This is a genomic window from Pseudomonas fitomaticsae (assembly GCF_021018765.1).
GTDB classification, from domain to species: domain Bacteria; phylum Pseudomonadota; class Gammaproteobacteria; order Pseudomonadales; family Pseudomonadaceae; genus Aquipseudomonas; species Aquipseudomonas fitomaticsae.
In genome coordinates this window covers 5,651,510-5,677,500 of record NZ_CP075567.1, presented here as the reverse complement: position 1 = coordinate 5,677,500, position 25,991 = coordinate 5,651,510, and the positions used below count along the sequence as shown (strand labels likewise).

The window sequence follows — 25,991 nt, the reverse complement described above, 5'->3', positions numbered from 1 at the left end:
ATAACAGGCTGATACCGCCCAAGAGTTCATATCGACGGCGGTGTTTGGCACCTCGATGTCGGCTCATCACATCCTGGGGCTGAAGCCGGTCCCAAGGGTATGGCTGTTCGCCATTTAAAGTGGTACGCGAGCTGGGTTTAGAACGTCGTGAGACAGTTCGGTCCCTATCTGCCGTGGACGTTTGAGATTTGAGAGGGGCTGCTCCTAGTACGAGAGGACCGGAGTGGACGAACCTCTGGTGTTCCGGTTGTCACGCCAGTGGCATTGCCGGGTAGCTATGTTCGGGAAAGATAACCGCTGAAAGCATCTAAGCGGGAAACTTGCCTCAAGATGAGATCTCACTGGAACCTTGAGTTCCCTGAAGGGCCGTCGAAGACTACGACGTTGATAGGTTGGGTGTGTAAGCGCTGTGAGGCGTTGAGCTAACCAATACTAATTGCCCGTGAGGCTTGACCATATAACACCCAAGCAATTTGAGTCGAAAGGCCAGATTGCGGTGTGTGAAGACGCAATGAACCGAAAGTTCGACGCTCACAAAACACCGAAAGCTGTCACATACCCAATTTGCTGAAGCGAGGCCATCTGGCCACGACTCAGTACCCGAATTTCTTGACGACCATAGAGCGTTGGAACCACCTGATCCCATCCCGAACTCAGAAGTGAAACGATGCATCGCCGATGGTAGTGTGGGGTTTCCCCATGTGAGAGTAGGTCATCGTCAAGATTAAATTCCGAAACCCCAATTGCGAAAGCAGTTGGGGTTTTGTTTTGTCCGCAGGAAAGTTTTTGCTTGCGTCGGCGAACAAATTTGCACAGTTATTTTCGAATCAGAACACTAGAATAGATCCCTACTTTTTCGGAGCCAAAGCCCTTATGTCAGATTCGGTTGACGCTTCCGGGCTGTCAGATTTACCGCTGGATGACTTGGTGGCCTGCCATGAGTGCGACCTGCTGATGCGCAAGCCCGAGCTAGCTCACGGCGAAAAAGCCCTCTGCCCACGCTGCGGTTACGAACTGTACGCTCACCGTCATAACGTGGTGCAGCGCAGCCTCGCCCTGGTCATTGCCGCGCTGTTGCTTTACGTGCCGGCGAACTTTTTACCCATCATGCAGCTCAATGTTCTCGGGCAATCGTCGCAGGACACGGTCTGGAGCGGTGTGATCGGTCTTTTCAACACCGATATGCGCGGTGTTTCTGTTGTCGTATTCCTTTGCAGCATGGCAATTCCACTGTTGAAACTACTGTGTCAGTTGATCGTGTTGCTGACGATCCGTTTCAACATCGGACGCAGTTATGGCCTGCTGCTCTACCGCATTTATCACCACCTTAAAGACTGGGGCATGCTCGAGGTCTACCTCATGGGCGTGCTGGTCGCGATCGTCAAACTGGCGGACATGGCGGCTATCACCGTGGGCCTCGGTCTGGCGTGTTTTATCGGCTTGTTACTGGTTCAGGTCTGGCTCGAAGTGGTGATGTCACCGCACCAGATCTGGCAGGCGTTATCAGGAGAGGATGCCCATGCGGGCGATTGATGCAGGCATTCTGATCTGTACCGAATGCCACGAACTGAACCGGCAGGATACCGACAGCGAAGTGCAGACCTGCACCCGATGCGGGGCGCTGGTTCACGCCCGGCGCCCCAATAGCCTCGCGCGAACCTGGGCGCTGTTGATCACGGCCGCGATTATCTACATCCCGGCCAACGTGCTGCCGATCATGACCGTCAGCTCTCTGGGCCAAGGTGATCCGAGCACGATCATGTCCGGTGTCATCCAACTGGTCCAGCACGGCATGATTCCAATCGCTGCCGTGGTATTCATCGCCAGTATCCTGGTGCCGACCTTCAAACTGGTGGGCATCGCGCTGCTGCTGTTTTCTGTACAGCGCCGCCAGCCGTTGTCCGCACGTCAGCGGATCTGGATGTACCGCTTCATCGAGTTCATCGGTCGTTGGTCGATGCTCGATATTTTCGTGATCGCCATTCTGGTGGCGGTCGTCAACTTCGGCCGGCTTGCCAGTGTCGAAGCCAATCTTGGCGCCATCGCCTTCGCCAGTGTGGTGATTCTGACGATGCTCGCCGCTGTCACTTTCGATCCCCGACTGATTTGGGATAACACGGAGTCGGACGCCGACCATGACTGATTTGCCTGTAGCGAAAACCCGACCGGCTTCGAACTGGTCTGCCATCTGGGTGCTGCCCCTGATCGCCTTGATTATCGGTGGTTGGCTTGGCTGGCGTGCCTATACCGAAACCGGCATCGAGATTCAGGTGCGGTTTGAAAGCGGTGAAGGCATTCAGGCCAACAAGACCGAGGTGGTCTACAAAGGCATGCCGGTCGGCAAGGTGAAAGCCCTCAAGCTCGATGACGAAGGCAACTCCAAAGGTGTCATCGCAACCATCGAGATGAACAAGGATGTCGATCAGTACCTGAAGACCAGCACCCGTTTCTGGCTGGTCAAGCCGAGCGTGACCCTGGCCGGGATCACCGGCCTGGAAACTTTGGTGTCGGGTAACTACGTGGCCATCAGTCCCGGCGAAGGCGAGCCGACCCGCAAGTTCAAGGCCCTGGCCGAAGAGCCGCCGCTATCGGATTCACAGCCCGGTCTGCACCTGACGATCAAGGCCGATCGCCTCGGTTCGCTGAACCGCGGCAGCCCGGTGTTCTACAAGCAGATCAAAGTCGGGCAGATCAAAAGTTACGTGCTGTCGGAAGACCAGAGCACGGTCGAGCTCAAGGTCTTTATCGAACCGACCTACGCCAAACTGGTGCACAAACACACCCGTTTCTGGAACGCCAGCGGCATCAGCATTGACGCCAATCTGTCCGGGGTGAAAGTGCGCAGCGAATCCCTGGCCAGCATCGTCGCCGGCGGTATCGCCTTCGCCACGCCGGAGAACCGCAAGGACAGCCCGCCCACCGATCCGAGCCTGCCGTTCCGTCTTTATGAAGACTTCGATGCGGCCGCTGCGGGGATTCGGGTCAAGGTCAAACTCAGTGATTTCGAAGGTCTGCAGGCTGGCCGCACGCCCGTAATGTACAAAGGTATTCAGGTCGGTAACCTGAAGGCACTGAAAGTCGATCCGGATCTGAACAGCGCAACGGCCGAGCTGACCCTCGATCCACTGGCTGAAGACTATCTGGTCGATGGCACGCAGTTCTGGGTGGTCAAACCGTCGATTTCCCTGGCGGGTATCACCGGGCTGGAAGCGCTTGTGAAAGGTAACTACATCGCTGTGCGCCCGGGTGACAAAGGCTCACCGCCGAAACGTGAATTCGAGGCGCGGCCAAAAGCGCCACCGCTGGATCTGCGTTCACCGGGCCTGCACCTGGTGCTGTTCACCGACGCCCTTGGCTCGATCGATGTCGGCAGTCCGATTCTGTACAAGCAGGTCAAGGTCGGTTCGGTGCAGAGCTATCAGTTCTCCAAGACCCGCAAACAGTTGGTCATTGGAGTGCACATCGAAAAGGAATATGAAAATCTGGTCAACGCCTCGACCCGCTTCTGGAACGTCAGCGGTATCACCCTGACCGGTGGTCTGACCGGCGGAATCCAGGTGAAGAGCGAGTCATTGCAGACGCTGATGGCCGGGGGGATTGCCTTCGAAACGCCGCAAGCCAAGGCACCGCTGCAAAAGCGCATCCCGCGTTTCCGTCTGTTTGCCAACCATGATGAGGCGAATCAGAAAGGCGTCGTCGTCACCATCAAGGTCGATCGCGCTGACGGTTTGCGCAGCGGCACCCCGGTTCGTTTCAAGGGCCTGGACGTCGGCAAGATCGAAAGTGTCGACCTGACCGATGATCTGCAATCGGTGATCCTCACCGCGCGCATCACCGAAGTCCCGGAGAAGATCGCCCGGGTCGGCAGCCAGTTCTGGGTGGTCAAACCGGAATTGGGGCTGATCAAGACCTCGAACCTGGAAACCCTGGTCACCGGCCAGTACATCGAAGTGCAACCGGCGGCCAAGAACCTCGGCCCGCAGAAAAACTTCGTTGCTTTGGCTAATGCGCCGGAAGTCACCAAGCAAGAAGCTGGCTTGAGTCTGGTACTGAGCGCTGCCCGTCGCGGTTCGCTGAAGCCGGGCGTGCCGGTTACCTACCGTGAGATCACCGTAGGCAAAGTCACCGGTTACGAACTGGGCCAGACCGCCGATCGCGTACTGGTGCACATCTTGATCGAGCCGAAATACGCCCCGTTGGTGCGCAGCGGCAGCCGTTTCTGGAACACCAGCGGCGTCGGTTTCGACATCGGCCTGTTCAAAGGCGTGACCGTACGCACGGAGTCGCTTGAGACAGCTATTCAGGGCGGCATTGCCTTCGCCACGCCGGACGGCGAGCAGATGGGCAACCCCGCGCGCGCCGAACAAACCTTCCCGCTGTTCGACAAGTTCGAAGACGAGTGGCTGACCTGGGCGCCGAAAATCCCCCTCGGCAAATAATCCGGGAAATATGAGGCGTCGTTGAGGACGCCTTCGCGGGCAAGCCCGCTCCCACAGGTTTTTGTGTTGAATACAAATTTGTGTAAGACATCAATCCCTGTGGGAGCGGGCTTGGTTCGGGCGGCGATCCGACGAAGAGGCCCTGTCATTCAGCACAAAATTCCGAGACATGAAAAAGGGCCGCGATCCAATGGATCGCGGCCCTTTTTTGTGCCCGTCAGTGACGCATCAAACCGCATCCAGCTCCGGTTCATCCGCTTCGACATTGACGGTGGCTTTCACCACATCGTGGCGACGGATGTACTTCCAGTCCGCCTCGTCGATGTAGATGCCGGCAGGACCGCTGCCGCCTTCCAGGTCGATGGCGACACTGGCGCAGACTTGCGGCTTCACACTCGCCAGAATCGGCACGAAGCCCAGTTGCAGGCTGGTTTCCAGCAGCGCAGCCTGGTTCTTCTCGTCGATGTCCGCCGCTTCGTCGAGGTAGTACGGCAGGCGCACACGACCGGCCAGGTCGCGGTCCATCAGGTGCAGCAACAAGTACATGTTGGTCAGCGCCTTGATGGTCATCGTGGTGCCGTTGGACGCCGCGCCGTCGATGTCGGTGTGGATTACCGGCTGGCCATTGACCTTGGTGATCTCGAACGCCAGTTCGAACAGGTCCTTGAGGCCGAGCTGGTTGTGGTTCGCCGCCACCAGCCGCGCCAGGTATTCCTTGGCCTCTTCGTTCTTGTTGTCCTGCTCGGCGCTCTGGCTCAGGTCGAACACCGACAGGGTTTCGCCTTCTTCGTACTGACCGGCGCTGTGGATGATCTGGTCGATGTGCTTGAGTGCTTCCTTGTTCGGCGCGAGCACGATGCGGAAGCTCTGCAGGTTGGACACCTGACGTTTGTTGATCTCGCGGTTGAACAACGCCAGTTGGTGCTCGAGGCTGTCGTAGTCGCTGCGGATGTTACGCAGGGTCCGCGCGATATCGGTCACGGCTGCGCGACGAGCCTTGCCCAGAGTCAGGGCTTCGTCGGTGCGGTGCGCGTAAGCGTTGATCAGCAACGACAGGCGGCGTTCCATGTCGTCTTCGCTATCGAACTTGGCCACGCCCTTCAGGCGCACCTGCGCGTACAGCGCTTCGATCTGGCCATCGGCGCGCAGCAGGCCTTGCCAGCTGTCCTGATAGTCGTTGAGCAGCGGCAGCAGGTTGTCCATCGAATCGTCGACCGGATCCATGAACGGCGTACCGAACGGCAGGTCCGCAGGCAGCAGCTGACGGCGACGCAGGGCATCGTCGAGGGTGCGTTGCTTGGCTTCCATGTCGGCGATCTGCCGGCCGACCAGTTGCAGCTTGGCCGACAGCTGCTGGACGCGCTCGGTGAACGCATCGCTGGAACGCTTGAGTTCGTCCTGCGCGGCTTCCATCTGTGCCAGTTGCTCGAGCTTGTCGCTTTCTTCGGCGCTCAGGGTCTGGGTGCGGCGGAAATCTTCCAGAGCTTTCTGCGCATCCAGCACCTGCTGGTACAGCGCTTCGGTCTGGGTCTTGCTCGCAGCACGGTCGGCGGCCACGGCTTGTTGGGTCTTGAGTTGCTTGAGCTCTTTTTCCAGACGCTCTTTCTGATCGCGCAACGCTGCACGGTCGGCCAGCGCTTGCAGAGCCGGAGGCTCGATGTGCGAGATGTCGATCGACAGGCCCGGCACTTCGAAACGCTCGCCCTTGAAACCGTCGAGGATCAGCTCCACGGATTTCACCCACTCGCCGTTCTCGTCGAGGGTGATGCCGTGTTCGCCCAGCGGCAAGCTGAACAGCGCACTGTTGAACAGGCGCATCAGGCGCTCGACATCCTGTTGCGAGAACTCTTCACGCAGGCGGGCATAGCTGTTGTTGTCGGCGTGATCGAGTTGCTGTTTCACCGACTTCAGGCGTTTTTCCAGATCGCGAAGACGCTCTTCGAGATCCTCGGCACTGAACTGACGGGACTGCGCCAGCGCACCGGCGAGTTCGTCGTGAGCGTCCTTGGCCGCCAGCAGTTGCTGCTCCAGAACCTTGACGTCATCGACCAGCGCGAAGCGGTTCTTCAGAACGGACAGCTCGCCGAGCCAGCGCTGGATGCCAGAGATTTCCCGCTCCAGACGCATCAGTTCCTGAGTGCCGCCGCGCTGATCGTTTTGCAGGTCGTCCTGCTCGCGACGGTAGTGTTCGGCCTGAATGGTCAGCTCTTCCTTGCGCGCCGTGGCGTAGTCCGACCAGGTGCCGAGCAGCGAGTCGAGCAACGGCGACAGGCGATGCAGTTTGCCGCGCAGCACGTCGCGCTGTTTCACGCCATTGGACAAGGCTTCGACCAACGGGCCGGCAGCCACCAGCGAGTTGTAGTCCTGTTCCATGCGCCGCACATCGCGGAAGGCTTCTTCGCACGCCGCGATGTAATCGACGCTGCCGGAACGCAGGCTGTGTTCGAAGGCATCGAGGAACAATTGCTTGAGCTTGGCTGCGGTGATTTCGCGCATGTGCAGCAGGTTGATGAACAACGCGCGGAAAGTCTTCAGGCTCTGCTCGCTGGTGGAGCGCAGCGGGATCAGGGTCAGATCCAGCGGGATCGACGTATGACCGCCAACCAGCAAGCGACGCAGCTCATCCGGCTTGAGTTCGTAGGCCTTCAGGCCTTCTTTCTCAAGGTTGCTGAATAGCTCTTTCTGACGCAGGCAGGTGTCGTTTTTCTGGTAGTGGGCCAGGTCGAGCTTGCCGGCATAGGCAAAGAACTGGTGACCGAAACCACCGCCCGGGCCACGACCGACCACGCCGATCACGTGCGGGCCGTGGGGCAGGTTCACTTCGACGAGGATGTAGCTGGTGTCGGAGGCAAAGTAGAAACGCCGGGATTGTTCCAGGCTGTACTTGCCGAAACTCATGTCCGACATGCGCGCCAGAATCGGGAACTGCAAGGCGTTGATCGAGGCGGATTTGCCGAGGTTGTTCGCGCCGTAGACCGACAGCGGTTCTTCCAGCGGGAACAGGCCGAGGCTGTAACCGGCGGTGTTCAAAAGGGCAAAGCGGCGGATGCCGTAGCGTTCCTGGCTCATGCGTCGGACTCCTGTTCTTCGGCAATGGCGCGGGCCAGTGCGTCTTCTTCACTCTCTTCTTCAAATTCGCTGAGATCGAGCGGATCGTCAGTGGCGAGGAATTTCGCCTCGGCGGCTTCGTCGATCAGCACGGGTGCCGGCAGTGGCAGAACGCTGTGCACGCTGGCCGCCAGATCGCGGTCTTGCTGCACCGACAGGCAGACGTCGAGGAAACGGTGCATCGGCGGCAGGAAACGGTACACGCCGTTTTCCTCGCTGGCGAAACCGAGCTGGGTCATGCGGCGCATGATCTTTTCTTCGAGCTCTTCAACGGTCTGCACTTCGGCCTGGATGAACAGGTCGCGGTACTTTTCCAGCAGCGACGGCAGTTCTTCGCGGCCGAGGCTGCCGCCATCGAGCACGGCGATCGGATCGCGACCCTGGTCGGCCAGATGCTCGACGAGGATGAAGGTGAACAGCGCCAGACGCTGAGCAGTCTTGTTCACCGCCGCAGCCGCCATGTCCGGCACGAAGTAGTAGAAACCACGGGTGTCGCAGACCAGTTCGAAGCCCAGTGCCTTGAACAGCGTGCGGTACTGGTCCTGGAAGTTCGACAGTTGCGCGTACAGCTCCGGGTCGCGGCGGCTGACGTGATAACCCTTGAACAGCTCGCGGAAGATCGGCGCGAGTTGTGACAGTTCGGAAAGATCAAGATGCATTGGGGATGCTCGCAGAATCCTCGGCGGCGGTGTCGCCGGCCGAGAGCAGGGCGAAGGAGCGCAGGCTGACCTGGTGCTCGTGAGTGTGGTATTCGCGGCGTTCCAGACGCTCGCGCTTGAAGCGTTTTTCCCGCGACAGACGCGAGAACCAATAAAGCAATTCGTCGGTCGCGCCGTCCGGTTCCTGCTCCAGCAGCCAGGTCATCAGGTCCGGCATCGGCAGGGATTCTTCGCAGCGGTCGACCATCTCGCGCACGGTGCGCGGTGCACGTGGGGCATCGCCAGTCTTCTGCGACTTGTGCGCCTTGGGGAAACGCGCCGGTTTCGGCTCGAAACGGGCCAGGGCGTAGACGTAGGCTTCAACCTGACTGGCGCTGCCGAGGAAGGTGCTTTGCGGCCGGGTGAACAGCGGCATCGCCGCTTGTGGCACGGCGTCGATGCCTTTGCGGCGGATCGCGGCCAGCGCCAGCGCAGCACCACGGGTCACGGCGTTGTGTCGCCGCGCTTCTTCACGCAGCGGCAGCAGCAGTTCACGGGCGTGACGCAGGGTCAGTTGGGCGCTGGTCTGCATTTCGAGGATGCGCGCGTGGGTGCGCAGCAGCATGTCGTCATCGACCAGATGGCCGAGGCGCTGCTGTTCGCTGAGCATCTTCAGCAGCACGGTTTCGACCTTGCGCACGCCTTGCTCGAAGGCGCCGTCGGCGTTCACCAGATCGATCATCGGCTCGACGTATTCGTCCCAGGTCGCCAGCACTTCCGCATAACGCTGACGCAACGGAATCTGCCGGTCGCTGGTCTTGGCCCGTTCGGCCACGGCCACCAGCGCCTGTTCGTCGTTGTCGAGTTTCTTCAGAACGTCGCGCACGCGCATGTCGAGCAGGCGCAGCTGACGCGCCAGATCATTGCCGTCGCGGACGTCGAACGCATCCTGGATATAACCGGCCAGACGCTCGAGGTGACGCAGATAGGCTTCGATTTCCAGGCACAGGCCCAGACGGTGCTCGCGGCGCAGGTAGGCGAGGAAGTCGTGGATCTGCGCATTGAGCTCGAAACGGTTCGGGCTTTTCGCCACGGGAACCAGAATGTCGAGGCGGATCCACACGTCGAGCAGGCTGGTGATGTCCTGCGGCGTGCTGTCCAGTTGCTGGGCGGCCAGTTGCGTGCGCAGTTCGTTGAGGCTCAGGGTGCCCTGGTCGAAGTGCTCGCACAGTGGCTCCAGAAGTGCCCAGTGTTCAGCGAGGGCGCGCAAGACGCGCTTGGGTTCGATCATCGGAATGGCCGGCTGGTTGGCGATTAAAAGCCGCGATTGTACTGCATCACGAAGGATGCGATTCACTCTCGGGACGGGCTGTCGCTTTTCTTTGCGTCAAGGTATCGGTCAAGACTATCGATCAACAGCGGGCGATCTTGAGCGAAGGGCGGTAGAATCAGCGCACTTCAGTTATCCACAAGTGGCCGACCCTTGCTAATCGAGTCCCGCCGCCGCGCCTATTTGAACGCCATGCAGGTGGTCAACTGGCTGCCGCGCACCGAATTGCCCTTTGCCGCGCCGTCGCGGCCCGAGCTGCTGGACATGCCCGAGCCCGAGACTGCCGCGCCGGTGATCCCGGCAGCCCCGGCCGAAGCGCCGGTGCAGCCGGCCGCGCGTCCGGTCGAACGGCCGAAGATCGAAGTCCCGCGGCCTTCGCTGGCCAGCACCCGCACGGCTGCCAAAGTGGAAGAGGTCGACGAAGCGCCGGTCGTCGCCAGACCAGCGCCGGTGCCGCCACCGCGTTTTGCCCTGCAATTGCTGCGCGCCGGCCGTTGTCTGCTGCTGGTGGAGTTACCCACAGGCGAAGCCTTCCAGTCCCGCGATCCTGCTTATCTGTTGCTCAAGGACATGCTGCGTGCCGCCGGTCTGCCGGACGCGCCGCAGATTGTCGGTGAGCCGGTGCGCTGGCCATGGCTGAACCGCGGCACGATGGATCAGGGCCCGGAAGCGGCCCGGGATTTCGTCCAGGGTTTCCTGTCGGTGCAGATGGAGGCGGCGCCGTGCGCCTGCCTGTGGCTGATCGGCCTGCCGGCGGTGCGTTTTGCCGGCGAAGCGGATGCCGAAGCGTTCAATCGTGAGTTGCAAATCGAGGGCCTTGGCTCGGCGTGGGCCGTGCCGGGGCTGGAATTGTTGATGGAAGAGCCACAGCGCAAGGCCGCCGTGTGGCAAGCCATGCGTCGGCTGATGGCGCGCTGGAAAGAATCGAATGAGTGACGCTGTATCGTTTCGCCCGATGACCGAAGCGGATCTGGACGCTGTGCTGAAGATTGAGTTCGCCGCGTACAGCCATCCGTGGACCCGCGGGATTTTTCTCGACGGCCTGGGCAAGTACCAGATCTGGCTGATGTTCGAAGGTGAGCAGCAAGTGGGACACGGGGTGGTGCAGATCATTCTCGATGAGGCGCACCTGCTCAACATCACGGTCAAGCCGGAAAACCAGGGGCGCGGGCTCGGGCTGACCTTGCTCGAATACTTGATGTCCCGCGCCTACGCCGCCGATGCCCGGGAATGTTTCCTGGAAGTGCGCGACAGCAACACGTCGGCCTTTCGCCTGTACGAGCGCTATGGCTTCAACGAGATCGGCCGGCGCCGGGATTACTACCCGGCGGTCGGCGGGCGTGAAGATGCCGTGGTCATGGCCTGCACCCTGGTCGATTGAAGCGTTAAAGCATCGCGGGCAAGCCCGCGATGGCGTCCTGTCAGGCAATACAATTCAGCGCTTGCGATCCAGCGGATCGCGGCGCGCAAGCTCCGCTTCATCCAGCCCGTTGCCGCCGCCGATATCGTCCTCGCCGACCACGCTCAAATCCCAATCGGCCTGATTGCCTTCTCCGAGTTCGTGGGCATCCCGGGCACCGTCCTCACGGATCAGGGTTTCCGGGCTCAGGTCATCGTCGGTGGGGTCGTGATCGGCGGTCGATGCCCCGGTGAAACCGGCTTCGCGCACGCGGTCGCGGGGCATCAACTGCTCGCGCTCGCGTTCGGGCAGTTCATCGCCGATCTTCGCACTGGGCTGTTCGTCGTCGAAGTCCAGCTCATGCACCGAACCCATGCGGTCTTCGTTATCATCGATGGGCTCAGGTTGCACTGCATCGTATGGACGTCGTGAATCAGTCATGGCAAATCCTCATACTGTGGGCCTTACTGAGGTGGACTCACCGGGCGCCTGAGAAATTCAAAGCAAATCACCCACGATCCCGGCGTGACCCCGACGGGCGGTCGACTGTCATACCAGCGCATCTTTCTTGAGGCCTTACAGCATGCACGACTTACAAGACCTGATTGATAACAACGAGCGTTGGGCTGACGCGATCACCAAGGAAGACCCGGATTTCTTCGCCAAGCTGGCTCGCCAGCAGACACCTGAATATCTGTGGATCGGCTGCTCCGACGCACGGGTGCCGGCCAACGAAATCGTCGGCATGCTGCCGGGCGATCTGTTCGTTCACCGCAACGTTGCCAACGTGGTGCTGCACACTGACCTCAACTGCCTGTCGGTGATCCAGTACGCGGTGGACGTGCTCAAGGTCAAACATATTCTGGTGACCGGGCACTACGGTTGCGGCGGTGTGCGGGCTTCGATGCAGGATCGTCAGTTCGGTCTGATCGACGGCTGGCTGCGTTCGATCCGCGATCTGTACTACGAAAAGCGTGAAGAACTGGCCAAGCTGCCGACCGAAGAAGAGCAGGTCGACCGTCTGTGCGAACTCAACGTGATCCAGCAAGTGGCCAATGTCGCCCACACCAGCATCATCCAGAACGCCTGGCATCGCGGGCAGAGCCTGTCAATCCACGGCTGCATCTACGGCATCAAGGATGGTCGCTGGAAGAGCCTGAACACCACGATCAGCGGTTTCGAGCAATTGCCGCCGCAGTACCGTTTGCGTCCGGTCGGCGCGCCTTGATCGGGCGTTCAGCGTAAACTTTGCCGCCGCCAGCTCAGCAAATAGCGCTGGCCTTCAAGATTGGGTGATTCGTCGTAACCGGTGATCCACCCACGGCAGCGCGAGGACCCGCAACCGCAGGCGAACTGCCGCAGCAGTTTGTCTTCGGTGGCGGTGTAATCGATGGTCAGCCTTTCACCCTCCACAATATCGCGCAGGGCCCACACCCATAACTCGCTCATGTCGAGAAAGGTGTTCGGGTCGCAACAATGCTCGAACGCGCCGCAAAAGCGCGGATCGTAAAGATGGATGCCGGTCAGCAGTTGCCGGGTCTGCCGGCAGCGATAGGGCAGCAGTTGACCTGAAATCCTGCACATTCGGGTGATACGCAGGAATGCCCGGCACGCTACGACAGCGGTGGCTACGCCCTCGGGATCGTGAACAATCTCGAAATCCTGCTTGGACGGAAATCCCATGCGCACGGGGAGCCCGGCAAAAGGATAAATGCCCTCGGTATCGCGTGCCGGTTTGCCCGGTAGTGCGTAAGTGTTCATGACGGTCCCTGTTGGCCAGGTGTCGCGACTTCCCTCGGCTGACGTCCTGTCAGTCCTGCAACACGATGATTGGATCCAAGATCCCGTAAATCACACTAGCGGTCTACTGTCAGATCTGACAGGCGAAATAGACGCTTTCCCGGGTCAGCCAAGGCTGACACGGGAAAATAGGTGCGTGTGTTCAGAGGTGGGCGGCGGGCGCGGCCATGTCCGGCAATGGGCTTTTCAGCTGTTGCAGCTGGGATTTGACCGGTGTGGTCGAGCAGGTCTTGTCCGCCTGCGCCACGGTCTCGTTGCGGATCGTGGTGTAGAACAGCTCGCAGGTCTTGGCTTTCTGCGTCACTTGCCAGGTCTGGGTGCAGCTGTTGAGCAGTGTCTTCGGATCGGTGCCCGGTTTGCTGCCCATCCCGGCCTGCCAGCAGGCAGCGCTCAAGTCTTGTCCCATCACTTTCAGACCCGCCGCATCGGCTTTGGCCTGGGCATCGTCGCCGGTGTAGTTGCTCGGGTCGGCGGCGTACCAGATGTAGCTCGGGTGGTTGGAACCCAGCACCGGCACGTTCACCCCCGCGGTCGGGCTGATGGTCGCCAGTCCCAGTACATTCACGGTCGCACCGTATTGCTGCTTGATCCAGTTACGCACCGGCGCACCAAAGGCAACCATTGGCAGCACGGCGCCGCTGGCGTTCTGGCTGACCTGCCTGACCATGGTGGTCTGGTAATCCTTGAAGTAGTCGTACACGCCCTCCAGATCCTTGCCGGCGCTGGCGGGCGCGGCAATCGGGGCAATGTCGATGATGGTCTGGTAGGCCGGCGTCTGATCGGCGGGGATGCCATTGTCGGTCAGCAGCGCGGCCCAGCGGTCGGTGGTGTTCGAGCGCAGGTAATCCTGAGCCTGGGTCAGCGAGTAATCCGGCGGGAAGTGCAACAGCTCGACACTCTTGCGGTTTTCCAGGGCCATGCCCAGTGGCAGGAACAGGTACCAGCTGTACGCCCATTTGCCATCGGCGTTGAGTTTGCTGGCGCCGTTGTAGGCCAGATCGCCGGCGTCCAGCAGCGCGGTCAGCGGTTTGTCGTAGCCCTTCGGTACGCCGCTGATTTCGGCGTAGAGCTGATCGTTGTCGTTTTTCACCAGCACTTTGGCGTTGGTGTAGCCGTCGCGCTGCACGCTCTGGCTCAGGTAATGGGCGACAGTCTGCTCCAGCGTCCAGTTGCGAAAGCAGATCACGCTGCAATTGTTGGGGTAGGCGAAGAGGCGGGTGACGCGTTCGGTGCTGCCCAGTTTCAGGTCGACATCGGCGTGGGCGGCGGCGCTCAACGTGAGCGCCGCGAGGGTGAGGCCTGCGAGTTTCAACATGCTCAGATCCTTTTCAGCGAGGGTAAAACCTTGGTGGAGGGCAATCCGGCCCGCGTATAGCCTAGCCGGGGAACAGGTGTTTCAGCGAATAACCAAGCTGACTGGCGAGAATCACGCCGGTCATGACCACCAGAAACAGCAGCTGCAACGGGCTGAAATGCGCCCAGTGCAGCGCAGTCAGCCACGGGTGCCTGTCGCTGAACTCCGGGTCGAGCGTACCGATGCGCCGCTTGTGCCAGAGCCCGATCAGGATCACCCCGATATAGGTGAAGGCTCCCAGACCACCGAGCATGACCGAGAACAGCAGGATCATGACGGCTTGCGGTACGCCATGGCGCAGCACGAGCCAGCGGGTATCAGGGTTCCATCGGCGTGGAATGATCCTTTCGGTCAACCACAGATCCTGAACGATCAAATGGGCGCTGATCAGAAACCAATAACTCAAGCCGATCCGGAAAAACCAGACAGGAACGCAGGCGAAGGCCAGGGGGATGACGATGCTCATGGCCGTGGTCTTGTGCTCGGCGGGCAGATAAAACAGCCACAGTGCCAACGCAATCGCGGCCCATGAGCGCAACCAGGTTTCGGCGGCGATGTAGCGCGGCAGAAACCGTCGCCAGTAGAAAACATCGGCGTAGGGCAAGCGGGCGAGCAGTTCGGGGAAGCGCCACTTGAGGGTTTCCGACAACTGCTGGCAGGCCTGCCAGTCAGCCGGGATGAACCGGTCGGTCATGTCTTTCTGTTGCCGCGGCTTCATCGGGCTGATCAGCATCCGTGCGGCCAGAGCGTCGGGCGACCCGTTGCGCTGATCTTCGGCCCGGGCGCATAGGTTGTCGTAGAGGCTTTCCTGGTTGCAGCGCTCGATCAGTGCCTGCCAGAGCCAGTCCGGTTGCGGATGAATGCCCTTGGTGTCGTCCCAGCCGAACAGTTGGGACACACGGTCGAACAGCGGCACGCTCCATTCCGTGTCCAGCAGCAGTTGCAGGATGATCTGCTGCCAGTGTTCCCGACGGTCGAACACCTGAAGCCAGGGTTGGGCCGTGTAAGTCTTGAGCAGTGCGAGAAACTCGCGCTCGTTTTGCGAGGCGAGCAGCGTTTCCAGCGATTGCCGGTAATCCGCCAGCAGCTCGTTGGCGAGAATGCTGCGCTGCCCGTCGCCGATGACGATCTCCTGCCACGGCCCCAGCCAACCCAGGTGCTGCACCGCCCAGCGGGCAATCGAAAGGCGCAGCGCGGGCTGATCGAAGCACAATGTCAGCAACAGTGTCTGGAACGCTCGCGCACAATCCTGCTGGCGCGCTTGCTCCCAGCGCTGGTCCAGATTGGTGTCCGAGAGGCCGTTCAGCAATTGCGACGCGGCTTCAACAGCTGGGTCGGCAGTCGGTTCCACGGGCTGCGGGTTCAGCGGCTGTACCCGCAAGACTGGCGACTCGAGCGGTGCTTCAGGCGCGGCCGGGGTCACCGGTTCGAACAGCGCCGCAGGGTAATCCCATGCATCAGTCCCGGTCTTCTGCAGCGGCTGGGCCATGGACTGCTCTTGTACCGCCAGCGCGGCGATCCCCGGAGCCTGCATGACGTCGCCATGCTCCTCGGTCTCTTCGTTTTCCAGGCGCCACTGGGCAATCGACAGCGCGCGCTCATAAGCCTCGCGCAGGCGCTGAAAGCCTGCGGCATCTTCATCGGGCCGAAAGACTTTCAGCAGCCGCGCGTAACTGCGCTTGATATCACGCAGCCCGGCGTCTTCGGGCAGTTGCAGGACAGACCAGCATTCCATGTCGTGCATCCTTACTGCCAGGGGTTACGGTCGAGTGCGCTCAGTTGCTTGCTCAGTTCGGTGCGGGTTTCACGGATCTGCCGCTCGTCCTGGGAGTCCAGCGCCTGCTGGAATTGCTTGGCCCAGTAGCCGATCTGATCGCGCAGGTCGCCCAGGCTTTCCTGATACAGACGTTCCAGCCGCGCACTGAGCAGGGTGTTCACTTGCTGCTCGCGGGGATGGATCTTCAATTGCGCCAGGGCTTGCAGACGCTGCTGGATTTCCTCGGGCGTCAGCACGCCGGGGTTGTTTTCGATGACCAGCGAATGTTGCTGACCGGTCAGGGGAATGCTGACCTGGGCTTCGAGCAAGCCGTTGTTGTCGTAGGTGAAGCGCACATCCAACTCGACTTCGCCGGCCTTGCGCTTGGGCACCTTGATGTCCAGTTGGCCGAGCGCCACGTTGTCTTTGACCAGGCGGCTTTCGCCCTGAAAGATTTTCACGACGACCTGTTCCTGATTGTCGTGAAGGGTCTGCACGGTTTTCACCCGGCTGACCGGGACGATGCTGTTGCGCTCAATGATCGGCAGGTAATGACCGCTTTCATACTGGCGGCCGACCTGGGTGGAGGTCTCGATCCCCAGGGTGTAGGAGCAGACATCGGTGAGCACCACTTCTTCCAGCGCGGCCGAACGGGCCTTGAGTGCCGCCTGTATTGCCGCGCCCTGAGCGACCACCTGATCCGGATCGAGGCTGATCGACGGGAAGCGGCCGAACAGCCCGGCAGCCAGTTTGCGCACCAGTGGCATGCGGGTGGTGCCGCCGACCAGCAGGATTTCATCGAGATCGCTGACGCGGATGCGTGCGTCGCGCAGGGCCCGCTCGATCGGGGCGCGCAGGCGTTCGAGCAGCGGCATGTACAGCGTCGCCATTTGCGCCTGGGTGATGGTCTGGGTCCATTGCTTTTCGCCGACCTGCAATCTGAATTCGGCACTGGCGTCCTGGCCCAGTGCCCGGCGTACACGCTCGGCTTCGCGGCGCAGCGGCTGGAGGATGGTGGAGCGCTCGGGGAAGTCCGAAACGTTGCGATGCTGATCGACAAAGTGCTCGAGCAGCACGTTGTCGAAATCCTCGCCGCCGAGGAAGTTGTCACCGGCGCTGGCGCGCACTTCCATGACGCCTTCGAAGAGTTCGAGAATCGACACGTCGAACGTACCGCCGCCCAGGTCGAACACCAGGAACGAAGTTTCCTTGTCCCGTTGGTGCAGGCCGTAGGCGAGTGCGGCGGCGGTGGGTTCGTTGATCAGCTTTTCGACTTTCAGGCCCGCCAGTTCACCGGCGATACGCGTGGCCTTGCGCTGGGCGTCGCTGAAATAGGCCGGAACGCTGATCACGGCTTCCGTGACGGTCTGGCCGTAGGTGCGCTCGACGTCTTCTTTCAGGCTCTTGAGCACCAGCGCCGACAGTTCTTCGGGGCGGAATTTCTTATCCCCGAGGTAGACCTCCGTCGCGCTGCCCATATGGCGTTTGAACAGCGACGCGGTCAGGCGCGGATGGGTGTGCAGGCGTTCACGGGCAGCTTGCCCGACCAGAATCCGGCCCTGATCGTCCAGACCCACCACGCTGGGTGTCAGGAACTGCCCCAGGGCATTTGGCACCAACTCAGTGGCATCGCCGCGCCATACGGCAACAAGGCTGTTGGTGGTTCCCAGGTCAATCCCGACGATCATTGCAACGAACTCCCTTTGCGCTCAGACAAAAAATGAAACAGATATGGGGCGCGCAAGAATATTACTGAGGCAGTGGCGCGGTAAAGAAAGATGATGGCTCTGAGCCATTATTTGCGACAGGCAACCGCAGAAGGGATCGTTCGGGTCGCTTTTTATGGAAGGGGTCGAAGGGAAAGACAGGGCGCCGGAGCCGGCACCCTGTCGTCATCGTTTAAGGCATGACGGGCGGCAGGTACGACAGCGTCGTGCCCAGCGCCCACAACAAAACCAGCACCAGCGGCGTGTGCACCAGCAATTGCACGAACGAGAATCCGATCAGATCCCGCGCCTTCAGCCCCAGCACGCCCAGTAGTGGCAGCATGTAGAACGGGTTGATCAGGTTCGGCAGGGCTTCGGCGGCGTTGTAGATCTGCACGGCCCAGCCGAGGTGATAGTTGAGATCGTTGGCCACCTGCATCACGTACGGCGCCTCGATGATCCACTTGCCGCCGCCGGACGGAATGAAGAAGCCGAGAATCGCCGAGTACACGCCCATCAGCAACGCATAGGTGTCGTGGGAAGCGATGCTGACGAAGAACGTCGAGATGTGATGGGCCAGGGTCTGGGCATCAGTGCCCTTGACCGTGGTCATCAGCGCGGCGATCGAGCCGTACAGCGGGAACTGGATCAGCACCCCGGTGGTGGTCGGCACGGCGCGCGACACCGCATCGAGGAAACTGCGCGGGCGCCAGTGCAGCAAGGCGCCGAGCATGATGAACAGGAAGTTGTAGGTGTTGAGCCCGGAAATCGCGGTGATCGCCGGTTTGGTCGAGAACTCGTGGAACAGCCATCCGGCCGCCAGCAGCACCAGCAGGATGATCAGCAGCGGGCTGTGTTCCAGCCATTCGCCAGGGCGGGTGCGCGGTTGCAGCGGCGGCAGGTTGAAGGCCGGGTCGATGCCACAGGCCTTGGCGTCACGCGCCGAGTTCGGGCCGGGCGCGGTGGCGTAGGCGATGATGATCGAAATCACGATCAGCGCCAGCAGCATCACTCCCGACTGCCAGAGGAAAATCGTCTGGGTGAACGGAATCACCCCGGTGATCGACAGGATCGACGGCGGCAGGCTGGCCGGGTTGGCCTGCAACTGCGCGGCGGACGACGAAAGGCCCAGTGCCCACACGGCGCCGAGGCCAAGATAGGCGGCGGCACCGGCGGCACGGTAGTCCATTTTCAGATCGGTGCGGCGGGCGAGGGCGCGTACCAGCAGACCGCCGAACACCAGCGACAGGCCCCAGTTGAGCAAGGACGCGACCATCGAGATCAGCGCGACCCACGCCACGGCCGAGCGACCGTTTTTCGGGATCCGCGCCAGGCGATCGATCAGTTTCACGGCGGGCGGCGAACTGGCCACGACATAACCACCGATCACCACGAAGGCCATCTGCATGGTGAACGGGATCAGGCTCCAGAATCCGTCGCCGAACGCCATGGCGGCGTCGGTGGGTTTGGCGCCCATGGCCAGGGTCGCCAGGGCGACGATGATCACCGCCAGCGCGGCAAACACCCAGGAGTCGGGAAACCAGCGTTCGGCGAAACTTGAACAGCGCAAGGCAAAGCGCGCAGAGCGGCTATCTTCGATATCAACGGCCACGGGAGTACCTCGGATTTTTATGTTTATTGTGGTCTTCGGGGCTTGGCCGGCCCGTCTGGACAGGTGCCAACAGTAAATCAACCGGCGGTTTTTTGTGACCGTGTTTTACCGAATCAGACTATGGTCTAACGGGTTGTCCGGCGGCCCGTTTGCGTAGACCATGGGCGCCTTGGTTTTTTGCCTGCCAGAGTTCTTTGCCATGACTGCCCATTCCACTGCCCGACCGGCGCCGTTCAGCCGTTCCGACTACAAGACCCTCGGCCTTGCGGCCCTGGGCGGGGCGCTGGAGATCTACGATTTCATCATTTTCGTGTTCTTCGCCCTGACCCTCAGCCAGCTGTTCTTCCCGCCGGAAATGCCCGAGTGGCTGCGCCTGCTGCAAAGCTTCGGGATCTTCGTCACCGGCTATCTGGCGCGCCCGCTGGGCGGAATCCTGATGGCGCATTTCGCCGACCGACTGGGGCGCAAGAAAGTCTTCAGCCTGAGCATCCTGATGATGGCGCTGCCGTGCCTGCTGATCGGGATCATGCCGACCTACGCGCAGATCGGCTATTTCGCACCGCTGTTGCTGCTGGCGCTGCGCATCCTGCAAGGCGCGGCGGTGGGCGGCGAAGTGCCGAGCGCCTGGGTGTTCGTGGCCGAGCACGCGCCGGCCGGACATCGCGGTTACGCGTTGGGCTTTCTGCAGGCCGGGCTGACCTTCGGTTACCTGATCGGCGCATTGACCGCGACCTTTCTGGCGCACGTGTTCACCCCGGCCGAAGTGCTGGATTACGCGTGGCGCTATCCGTTCCTGCTCGGCGGTGTGTTCGGCGTGATCGGCGTCTGGCTGCGCCGCTGGTTGAGCGAAACCCCGGTGTTCATGGCCATGGAAGCGCAGCGCGAAGCGCGGGTCGAACTGCCGCTGCGTACCGTGCTACGCGATCATCGCCTGGCCATGTTGCCGGCGATGCTCCTGACCTGCGTGCTGACCTCGGCGGTGGTGGTGTTCGTGGTCATCACCCCGACCATGATGCAAAAGACCTTCGGCATGACTGCCGGCCACACCTTCGCGTTGAGCGCGTTGGGCATTGTCTTTCTGAACATCGGCTGTGTGATCGCCGGCCGGCTGGTCGATCGCATCGGTGCCTGGCGCACGGTCATGCTCTACAGCCTGTTGCTGCCGCTGGGCATCGGTCTGCTTTACACCTGCCTGATCAGCGGCGGGGATTGGGTCGGTCTGGCCTACGCCATCGCCGGATTGTGCTGTGGTGTGGTCGGAGCGGTGCCGTCGGTGATGGTCAGCCTGTTTCCGGCGCGGATCCGCGTTTCCGGAATCTCCTTCACCTACAACATTGCCTACGCCGCCTGGGCCAGTGTCACACCGTTGCTGCTGATTGGTCTGATGCCTTGGAGTCCGTGGATCTGCGTAATGTTCTGCGCGGCGATGGGCGCAGTGGGCGTCGTCACTGCGGCGTATTTCGGCTCGCGCATGCCGCGTGCAGAACGGTGTCCGGTGGCCGGCACCGCCTGATCTGTCGAGGCGTAACTATTTTTGTAGGACACGCCTCAAGCGCTCTTCAGAAAAGATTTCCAAGGCCGATGGTTAGGCTGCATACCCGCTATCCATCCAGTCCATCGGTGCTTTCCCATGTTCAACAAACGCCTGAAGCAAGAGCTGGCGGCTCTTCGTGAAGAACTCTCCAGCCTTCTGCAAGTGAAGGAAAGCCTGGAAAGCGAGATGCTGGTGCTCACCCTTGAGCCCGACGGACGGATTCAGTCGGTCAACCAGAACTTCCTCAATGAAATGCTCTACAAGAGCCACGACCTGATCGGTCGCGCCATCGAGGACATCGTGCCGGCCCATGTGAAGTCCGACGAGTTTCATCACCGCTTCAAGGCCGCTCTGACCCGTGGCGAGCATTTTGCCGGCGCTGTGCGCCTTTCACGCGGTAACGGCGAGGAGGCATGGCTGCGTTCGATCGTGCAGCCGATTCGCTCGTCGGATGGCCGGATCAAGCATTTCTCGATTTTCTCCAGCGACCTGACCCGCACCATCGAGGCCTCCCGCGAACACGAAAACCTGATCGGCGCGCTGGTGCGTTCGACCGCCGTGATCGAGTTCGACCTCAGCGGAAACGTGCTGAGCGCCAACGAGCGGTTCCTCCAGGGCATGGGTTACAGCCTGGCGCAGATCAAGGGCAAACATCACCGGATCTTCTGTGAATCGAGTGAAGCCAACAGCGCCGAGTACCAGAACTTCTGGCGTCGCCTGAACAACGGCGAATTTGTCGCCGGCCGTTTCAAGCGGGTCGACAGCCATGGCCGGACCGTCTGGCTGGAGGCGTCCTACAACCCGGTGCTCGACGCCAACGAAAAGCTCTACAAAGTGGTGAAGTTCGCCACGGTGATTACCGATCAGGTCAATCAGGAACAGGCTGTCGCCGACGCCGCCAACATTGCCTACAGCACGTCCCTGCAAACCGACAGCACCGCCCAGCGTGGTACCCGTGTGGTGACTGAAGCGGTCAATGTGATGCGTGATCTGTCGAAACACATGCAGACCGCCGGCGAAGGCATCGAAGCGCTGAACGAGCAATCCCAGGTGATCGGCACCATCGTCAAGACCATCAGTGGCATTGCCGAGCAGACCAACCTGCTGGCGCTCAACGCCGCCATCGAAGCCGCTCGGGCCGGTGAGCAGGGCCGAGGCTTTGCGGTGGTGGCCGACGAAGTGCGGCAACTGGCTTCGCGCACCAGCCAGGCGACCGAAGAAATCGTCGGTGTGGTGCGCCAGAACCAGGACATGGCGCGCAACGCCGTGGCCCTGATGACCGACGGCAAGCAACAGGCCGAACAAGGGCTGGCGCTGGCGGCGGAGGCCGGTACGGTGATCGTCGAGATCCAGGACGGCGCGCAGAAAGTGGTGGATGCAGTCGGTCAGTTCGCCAACCAGTTATCCAGCTGATGCCTGTCAGGCGAAGGGATGGTCGACGGCCATCCCTTCGTTGTTTTTATCCCGCTACAATCGGCTCTTTTTCCCGGAGCAGATCCCATGAGCGAGTCCTTCCGTCGCCCGGTTCCCCTGAACAAAGCCTACCGCTTGCTCAATCACGGACCGACCGTGCTGGTCAGCGCCGCCCATGACGGGCAGCGCAACATCATGGCGGCTGCGTGGGCCATGCCGCTGGATTTCGAACCGCCGAAAGTGGCGGTGGTCCTCGACAAATCCACCTGGACCCGGCAACTGCTCGAGGCCTCGGGCACCTTTGTTCTCAACGTTCCTTGCGTGAATCAGGCCGACATCGTGCAGACCGTCGGCTCAACTTCAGGCCTGGCAATCAATCGCGATCAAGGTCAGGACAAATTTCAGGCTTATGGACTGCCGACCTTCGCTGCTGAGCAGGTTGATGCGCCAATGCTCGACGGTTGTGTCGCCTGGCTCGAATGCCGGTTGCTGCCGGAACCGCGCAATCACGAGCAGTACGATCTGTTCCTGGCCGAGGTGATCGCGGCGCAGGCTGATTCGCGGGTGTTCAGCGATGGACGCTGGCACTTCGAGGGGCATGACGGCTTGCGCACCCTGCACCATGTGGCTGGCGGACATTTCCTGACGATTGGCGATCCGGTGGATGGCAGGACACTCGAGGTTTGAGCGGCGCCGGATGACAAGTCATGGCCGGATGTTGCAATACAAAAAAGGCTTACCTCTCGGTAAGCCTTTTTCAGTTGCAGTGCTGATTCAATCCCCCAACGCGACCCCTTCACGCCGAGGATCTGCCCCACCTGTCAGCGTTGCCTTCTCCTGCGTATCCTTGACCCGCACGATGGCCTGGGTGCCGCTGGTCATGTCGATTTCGTTGACGGTGTGGCCCTTGTCCTTGAGCGCCTGGATCAGCGTCGGGCTGAACTGGCCTTGTTCCAGTTCCGTCGGGCCGTTGCGGCTGCCGAAGTTGGGCAGGCTGATGGCGCTTTGCGGGTCGAGGTTCCAGTCGAGCAGGCCGACGGTGGTTTTGGCCACGTATTCGATGATCTGCGAGCCGCCGGGCGAGCCGACGGTGGCGACGAATTCGCCGCTGCTGCGGTCGAAGATCAGGGTCGGCGCCATCGACGAGCGCGGGCGTTTGCCGGGCTCCACGCGGTTGGCGACTTTCTGTCCGTTTTCTTCGGGGATGAACGAGAAGTCGGTCATCTGGTTGTTGAGCAAGAACCCCTGAACCATCAGGTGTGAACCGAACGCTGCTTCGATGGTAGTAGTCATCGACACAGCGCCACCGAAGTCATCCACGGCCACCACTTGTGAGGTGGAAATGCGCAGTGGCGAGCGATCCGGCGCGTAGGCGACCTGCACGCCCGGCGGTGTGCCGGGTTTGGCGCTGCCCATGCTACGTTCGCCGATCAGGCTGGCGCGGCTGGCCAGGTAACCCGGGTCGACCAGGCCTTTGACCGGCACCGGCACGAAATCGGTATCGGCTACGTATTGCGCGCGGTCGGCGTAGGCCAGGCGCTCGGCTTCGGCGATCAGGTGCACGGCTTGCGGCGCAGGTTCGATGCCGGCGGGTTTATCGGTCTTCACAGGTTTGAGCGGCGTCAGGGACAGGTGCGGATCGCGGGTTTCCAGCGCCTGCAGGGTGCCGAGGATTTGCGCCACCGCAATCCCGCCCGATGATGGTGGCGGCATCCCGCAAACCTGCCAGCGCTTGTAGTCGGTGCACAGGGGCGCGCGCTCCTTGGCCTGATAGTGCTGAAGGTCGTTCAGCGACAGGCTGCCGGGGTTGGCGTGGCCCTGAACCTTGGCCACGATCTCTTCGGCGATCGGGCCTTTGTACAGCGCGTCCGCACCTTCGTTGGCGATGCGTTTGAGCACGGCGGCCAGGGCCGGGTTTTGCAGTCGCGTGCCGACGGCTTTGACGCTGCCATCGCTGTTCAGAAAGTACCTGGCCATGTCCGGCGAGCGGCGAATCACCGGATCGGATTCCAGCAGCGAATGCAGGCGCGGGGAGATCGCGAAACCCTGCTCGGCCAGTTTGATCGCCGGCTCGAACAATGTTGCCCATGGCAAGCGGCCGTGCTTTTTGTGCGCCAACTCCAGCGCGCGCATCACGCCCGGTGTGCCGACCGAGCGTCCGCCGATCTGTGCCTGGGGGAACGGCATCGGTTTGCCATCGGCCTGAAGGAAGAGTTTTTCGGTCGCGCCGGCCGGTGCGGTTTCGCGACCGTCGTAGGTGCGCACCTGTTTGCCGTCCCACAGCACGATCATCGCGCCGCCACCGATCCCGGAGGATTGCGGTTCGACGAGGGTCAACACGGCTTGCATCGCGATGGCGGCATCGATGGCGGAACCACCCTGACGCAACATCTCGCGTCCGGCCTCGGCGGCCAGCGGATTGGCAGCGGCGGCCATGTGTTTTTCGGCGTGGCTGGCTTGCAGGCCGGTGCGGTAGCCGGAGGCGGCTTCCGGTGCCAGCGGCAGGGTCGAGGAGGGCGGTGCGTTGCAGGCCGTGAGGGCGATGGCGCTGACGATCAGCGTCAGGGCGGGCAGGCGAAAACGGTTCAGGGGCAGGGCTGGAAACACGCGGGGCACTCCGTCCGTGGGATAAAAGTCTGACGGACTGTATCGACCGACCGTGTACGACGCAAACCGGAGGTATCTTTGTCCTTCATGCCTTGGCGGATTTTCTGTAGGGTCATGGGCAAACGTGAAGCCAGAACAATCAACAAGAGGCCGCCATGCACAACGAGTTTCCGACACAGCCCAGCTATCGCGAACAACGCGAGCGCTTTCTAGCCGCAGCGAAGGTGGCGGGTGCAACGCTCTCTTCGTACTCGCATCCGCTCGTTGGGCCGTTTGGCGAGTCTTTGAGTACCGATGTCGCGGTGCTGGGGGATCCATCGGCCAAACGGCGTCTGGTGGCGCTCAGCGGCACCCACGGGGTTGAGGGGTATTACGGTTCGGAATGCCAGATCGAATGGCTGAAGCATTTCACGCAGGAGTCGCTGCCGAAAGATGTCGCGGTCGTGATGATTCACCTGATCAACCCGTGGGGCACGGCGTGGCTGCGGCGGGTCAATGAAGACAACATCGACCTCAACCGCAATCACCTGGATTTCAACCGACCGCTTCCGGACAACCGCGCTTACGCCGCGCTCCATGAAATCTACGCCTGCACCGATTTGAACGGCCCCGAGCGGCAAAAGGCTGATGCCTTTCTCGATGCGCAAATTGCCGAGCACGGCTGGCCGGCAGTGATGTCGATTGTCGAGGGCGGCCAGCACAGTCATTCCGACGGGTTGTTCTTTGGCGGACTCGCGCCGAGTTGGTCGAATCGCACGCTGCATTCAATCATCGAGAATCATCTGGCCGGCGCTGAAACCGTGATGTGTTTCGACCTGCACACCGGCGCCGGCGAGTACGGCCATCCGATGCTGCTGACGATTACCCGGGCGCCTTATCCGGCGCTGGCAAAGGCGCAATCGATTTACGGCCCGTGGCTCTACACGCTGCACACCGGCGCCGAAACCTTGAGTGAAACCGGCGTTGCCGCGACCGCTACCGGCTACACCTCGCAGGCATTGCTCAATGCGCTGCCGAATGTGCAACTGATGCCGTTCGTGATCGAGTGCGGAACTTATCCGGGGCCGGACGTGCATCGTTACCTGCGCGATGATCACTGGCTGCATTTGCATGGCGATCCGCTGGATGCGACGGGGCGCGAGATCAAACTGAATCTGCTGGAGCAGTTCTATCCGGCGGATCCGGACTGGCGGGCGATGGTTGGTTTGCGCACGCGGCAGATCTGGGCGAAGGGACTCGCGGCCTTATAGAGAAGAGGTTTAAGCAAACGGCTTGCCTTTCGGTAGGCCGTTTTG

Annotated in this window: 20 protein-coding genes, 2 rRNA genes and 1 pseudogene (1 of these 23 cut by a window edge); 13 read left to right on the top strand and 10 right to left on the bottom strand. The window is 61.3% G+C overall.

From position 1 onward, the window contains the following. The 5 genes from KJY40_RS25675 to KJY40_RS25655 form a co-directional block, all read left to right on the top strand. A 23S ribosomal RNA gene (locus KJY40_RS25675) occupies positions 1-457 on the top strand (it extends 2,434 nt beyond the left edge of the window). A gap of 151 nt (positions 458-608) precedes the next feature. Beyond that, positions 609-724, top strand: a 5S ribosomal RNA gene (rrf, locus tag KJY40_RS25670). Positions 725-873: 149 nt separating this feature from the next. Beyond that, positions 874-1,533 (top strand): paraquat-inducible protein A, encoded by a 660-nt coding sequence (locus KJY40_RS25665; RefSeq protein ID WP_230733531.1) that lies wholly within the window; start codon positions 874-876, stop codon positions 1,531-1,533. After that, a complete protein-coding gene (locus KJY40_RS25660; RefSeq protein WP_230733529.1) occupies positions 1,520-2,143 on the top strand; it encodes a paraquat-inducible protein A in 624 nt (207 codons plus the stop codon). The genes KJY40_RS25665 and KJY40_RS25660 overlap by 14 nt, the downstream gene beginning before the upstream one ends. Continuing rightward, the gene (locus KJY40_RS25655; RefSeq protein ID WP_230733528.1) at positions 2,136-4,439 is read left to right on the top strand and encodes a PqiB family protein; all 2,304 of its coding nucleotides are present in this window, start codon (positions 2,136-2,138) and stop codon (positions 4,437-4,439) included. Before KJY40_RS25660 ends, KJY40_RS25655 begins: the two co-directional genes overlap by 8 nt. Positions 4,440-4,667: 228 nt before the next feature. Here the strand turns inward: KJY40_RS25655 and mksF are convergent, their stop codons facing one another. Genes mksF through mksB form a run of 3 tightly spaced genes read right to left on the bottom strand, consistent with a single transcriptional unit; the run spans position 4,668 to position 9,476 of the window. Then, the gene (gene mksF / locus KJY40_RS25650; protein ID WP_230733527.1) at positions 4,668-7,508 is read right to left on the bottom strand and encodes an Mks condensin complex protein MksF; all 2,841 of its coding nucleotides are present in this window, start codon (positions 7,506-7,508) and stop codon (positions 4,668-4,670) included. Further along, positions 7,505-8,206 carry an Mks condensin complex protein MksE gene (mksE, locus tag KJY40_RS25645; RefSeq protein ID WP_007951764.1) on the bottom strand — a complete coding sequence of 234 codons (702 nt, stop codon included), beginning with the start codon at positions 8,204-8,206 and terminating at the stop codon, positions 7,505-7,507. Before mksE ends, mksF begins: the two co-directional genes overlap by 4 nt. Further along, the gene (gene mksB, locus KJY40_RS25640) at positions 8,196-9,476 is read right to left on the bottom strand and encodes an Mks condensin complex protein MksB (protein WP_162803847.1); all 1,281 of its coding nucleotides are present in this window, start codon (positions 9,474-9,476) and stop codon (positions 8,196-8,198) included. Before mksB ends, mksE begins: the two co-directional genes overlap by 11 nt. 231 nt (positions 9,477-9,707) lie before the next feature. Between mksB and KJY40_RS25635 the strand changes: the two genes are divergently transcribed. Both KJY40_RS25635 and rimI read left to right on the top strand, forming a co-directional pair. Further along, the gene (locus KJY40_RS25635; protein ID WP_230737762.1) at positions 9,708-10,451 is read left to right on the top strand and encodes an energy transducer TonB; all 744 of its coding nucleotides are present in this window, start codon (positions 9,708-9,710) and stop codon (positions 10,449-10,451) included. Then, positions 10,444-10,896 (top strand): ribosomal protein S18-alanine N-acetyltransferase, encoded by a 453-nt coding sequence (rimI, locus tag KJY40_RS25630; protein WP_007951758.1) that lies wholly within the window; start codon positions 10,444-10,446, stop codon positions 10,894-10,896. Before KJY40_RS25635 ends, rimI begins: the two co-directional genes overlap by 8 nt. Positions 10,897-10,950: 54 nt before the next feature. Here rimI and KJY40_RS25625 read toward each other — a convergent pair whose 3' ends face one another. After that, positions 10,951-11,355 carry a serine kinase/phosphatase gene (locus KJY40_RS25625; protein ID WP_230733526.1) on the bottom strand — a complete coding sequence of 135 codons (405 nt, stop codon included), beginning with the start codon at positions 11,353-11,355 and terminating at the stop codon, positions 10,951-10,953. Between the two features lie 142 nt (positions 11,356-11,497). Here KJY40_RS25625 and can point away from each other — a divergent pair, with 142 nt between their 5' ends. Then, positions 11,498-12,142, top strand: coding sequence for a carbonate dehydratase (can, locus tag KJY40_RS25620; RefSeq protein ID WP_007951756.1), 645 nt, complete (start codon positions 11,498-11,500; stop codon positions 12,140-12,142). Between the two features lie 8 nt (positions 12,143-12,150). On the opposite strand, the gene KJY40_RS25615 is transcribed toward can, so the two are convergent. From KJY40_RS25615 to KJY40_RS25595, 5 genes are all read right to left on the bottom strand, one after another. Next, positions 12,151-12,675, bottom strand: coding sequence for an SET domain-containing protein (locus KJY40_RS25615; RefSeq protein ID WP_230733525.1), 525 nt, complete (start codon positions 12,673-12,675; stop codon positions 12,151-12,153). Between the two features lie 181 nt (positions 12,676-12,856). Beyond that, complete coding sequence (locus KJY40_RS25610) at positions 12,857-14,029, bottom strand: hypothetical protein (protein ID WP_230733524.1); 1,173 nt, start codon at positions 14,027-14,029, stop codon at positions 12,857-12,859. Positions 14,030-14,090: 61 nt separating this feature from the next. Then, positions 14,091-15,803 (bottom strand): J domain-containing protein, encoded by a 1,713-nt coding sequence (locus KJY40_RS25605; protein WP_230733521.1) that lies wholly within the window; start codon positions 15,801-15,803, stop codon positions 14,091-14,093. An 11-nt stretch (positions 15,804-15,814) separates the two neighbouring features. Further along, the gene (locus KJY40_RS25600) at positions 15,815-17,512 is read right to left on the bottom strand and encodes a molecular chaperone HscC (RefSeq protein ID WP_230733519.1); all 1,698 of its coding nucleotides are present in this window, start codon (positions 17,510-17,512) and stop codon (positions 15,815-15,817) included. Positions 17,513-17,723: 211 nt separating this feature from the next. Further along, a complete protein-coding gene (locus KJY40_RS25595; RefSeq protein ID WP_007951749.1) occupies positions 17,724-19,142 on the bottom strand; it encodes a short-chain fatty acid transporter in 1,419 nt (472 codons plus the stop codon). A gap of 199 nt (positions 19,143-19,341) precedes the next feature. On the opposite strand from KJY40_RS25595, the gene KJY40_RS25590 reads away from it, so the two are divergent. From KJY40_RS25590 to KJY40_RS25580, 4 genes and pseudogenes are all read left to right on the top strand, one after another. Further along, a complete protein-coding gene (locus KJY40_RS25590; RefSeq protein WP_230733516.1) occupies positions 19,342-20,655 on the top strand; it encodes an MFS transporter in 1,314 nt (437 codons plus the stop codon). Positions 20,656-20,772: 117 nt separating this feature from the next. After that, positions 20,773-21,501: pseudogene (locus KJY40_RS29860) on the top strand (PAS domain-containing protein); the annotation flags it as partial. Between the two features lie 156 nt (positions 21,502-21,657). Then, entirely contained in the window at positions 21,658-22,089 is a 432-nt protein-coding gene (locus tag KJY40_RS29855) for a methyl-accepting chemotaxis protein (protein WP_371857323.1), read from the top strand. An 87-nt stretch (positions 22,090-22,176) separates the two neighbouring features. Beyond that, complete coding sequence (locus KJY40_RS25580; protein ID WP_230733512.1) at positions 22,177-22,776, top strand: flavin reductase family protein; 600 nt, start codon at positions 22,177-22,179, stop codon at positions 22,774-22,776. 87 nt (positions 22,777-22,863) lie between these two features. On the opposite strand, the gene ggt is transcribed toward KJY40_RS25580, so the two are convergent. Beyond that, positions 22,864-24,696, bottom strand: coding sequence for a gamma-glutamyltransferase (gene ggt, locus KJY40_RS25575; RefSeq protein WP_230733510.1), 1,833 nt, complete (start codon positions 24,694-24,696; stop codon positions 22,864-22,866). A gap of 155 nt (positions 24,697-24,851) precedes the next feature. On the opposite strand from ggt, the gene KJY40_RS25570 reads away from it, so the two are divergent. Further along, on the top strand, positions 24,852-25,946 hold the full coding sequence (locus KJY40_RS25570) for a DUF2817 domain-containing protein (RefSeq protein ID WP_230733508.1): 1,095 nt from the start codon (positions 24,852-24,854) through the stop codon (positions 25,944-25,946). The last annotated feature ends 45 nt before the right edge of the window (positions 25,947-25,991 follow it).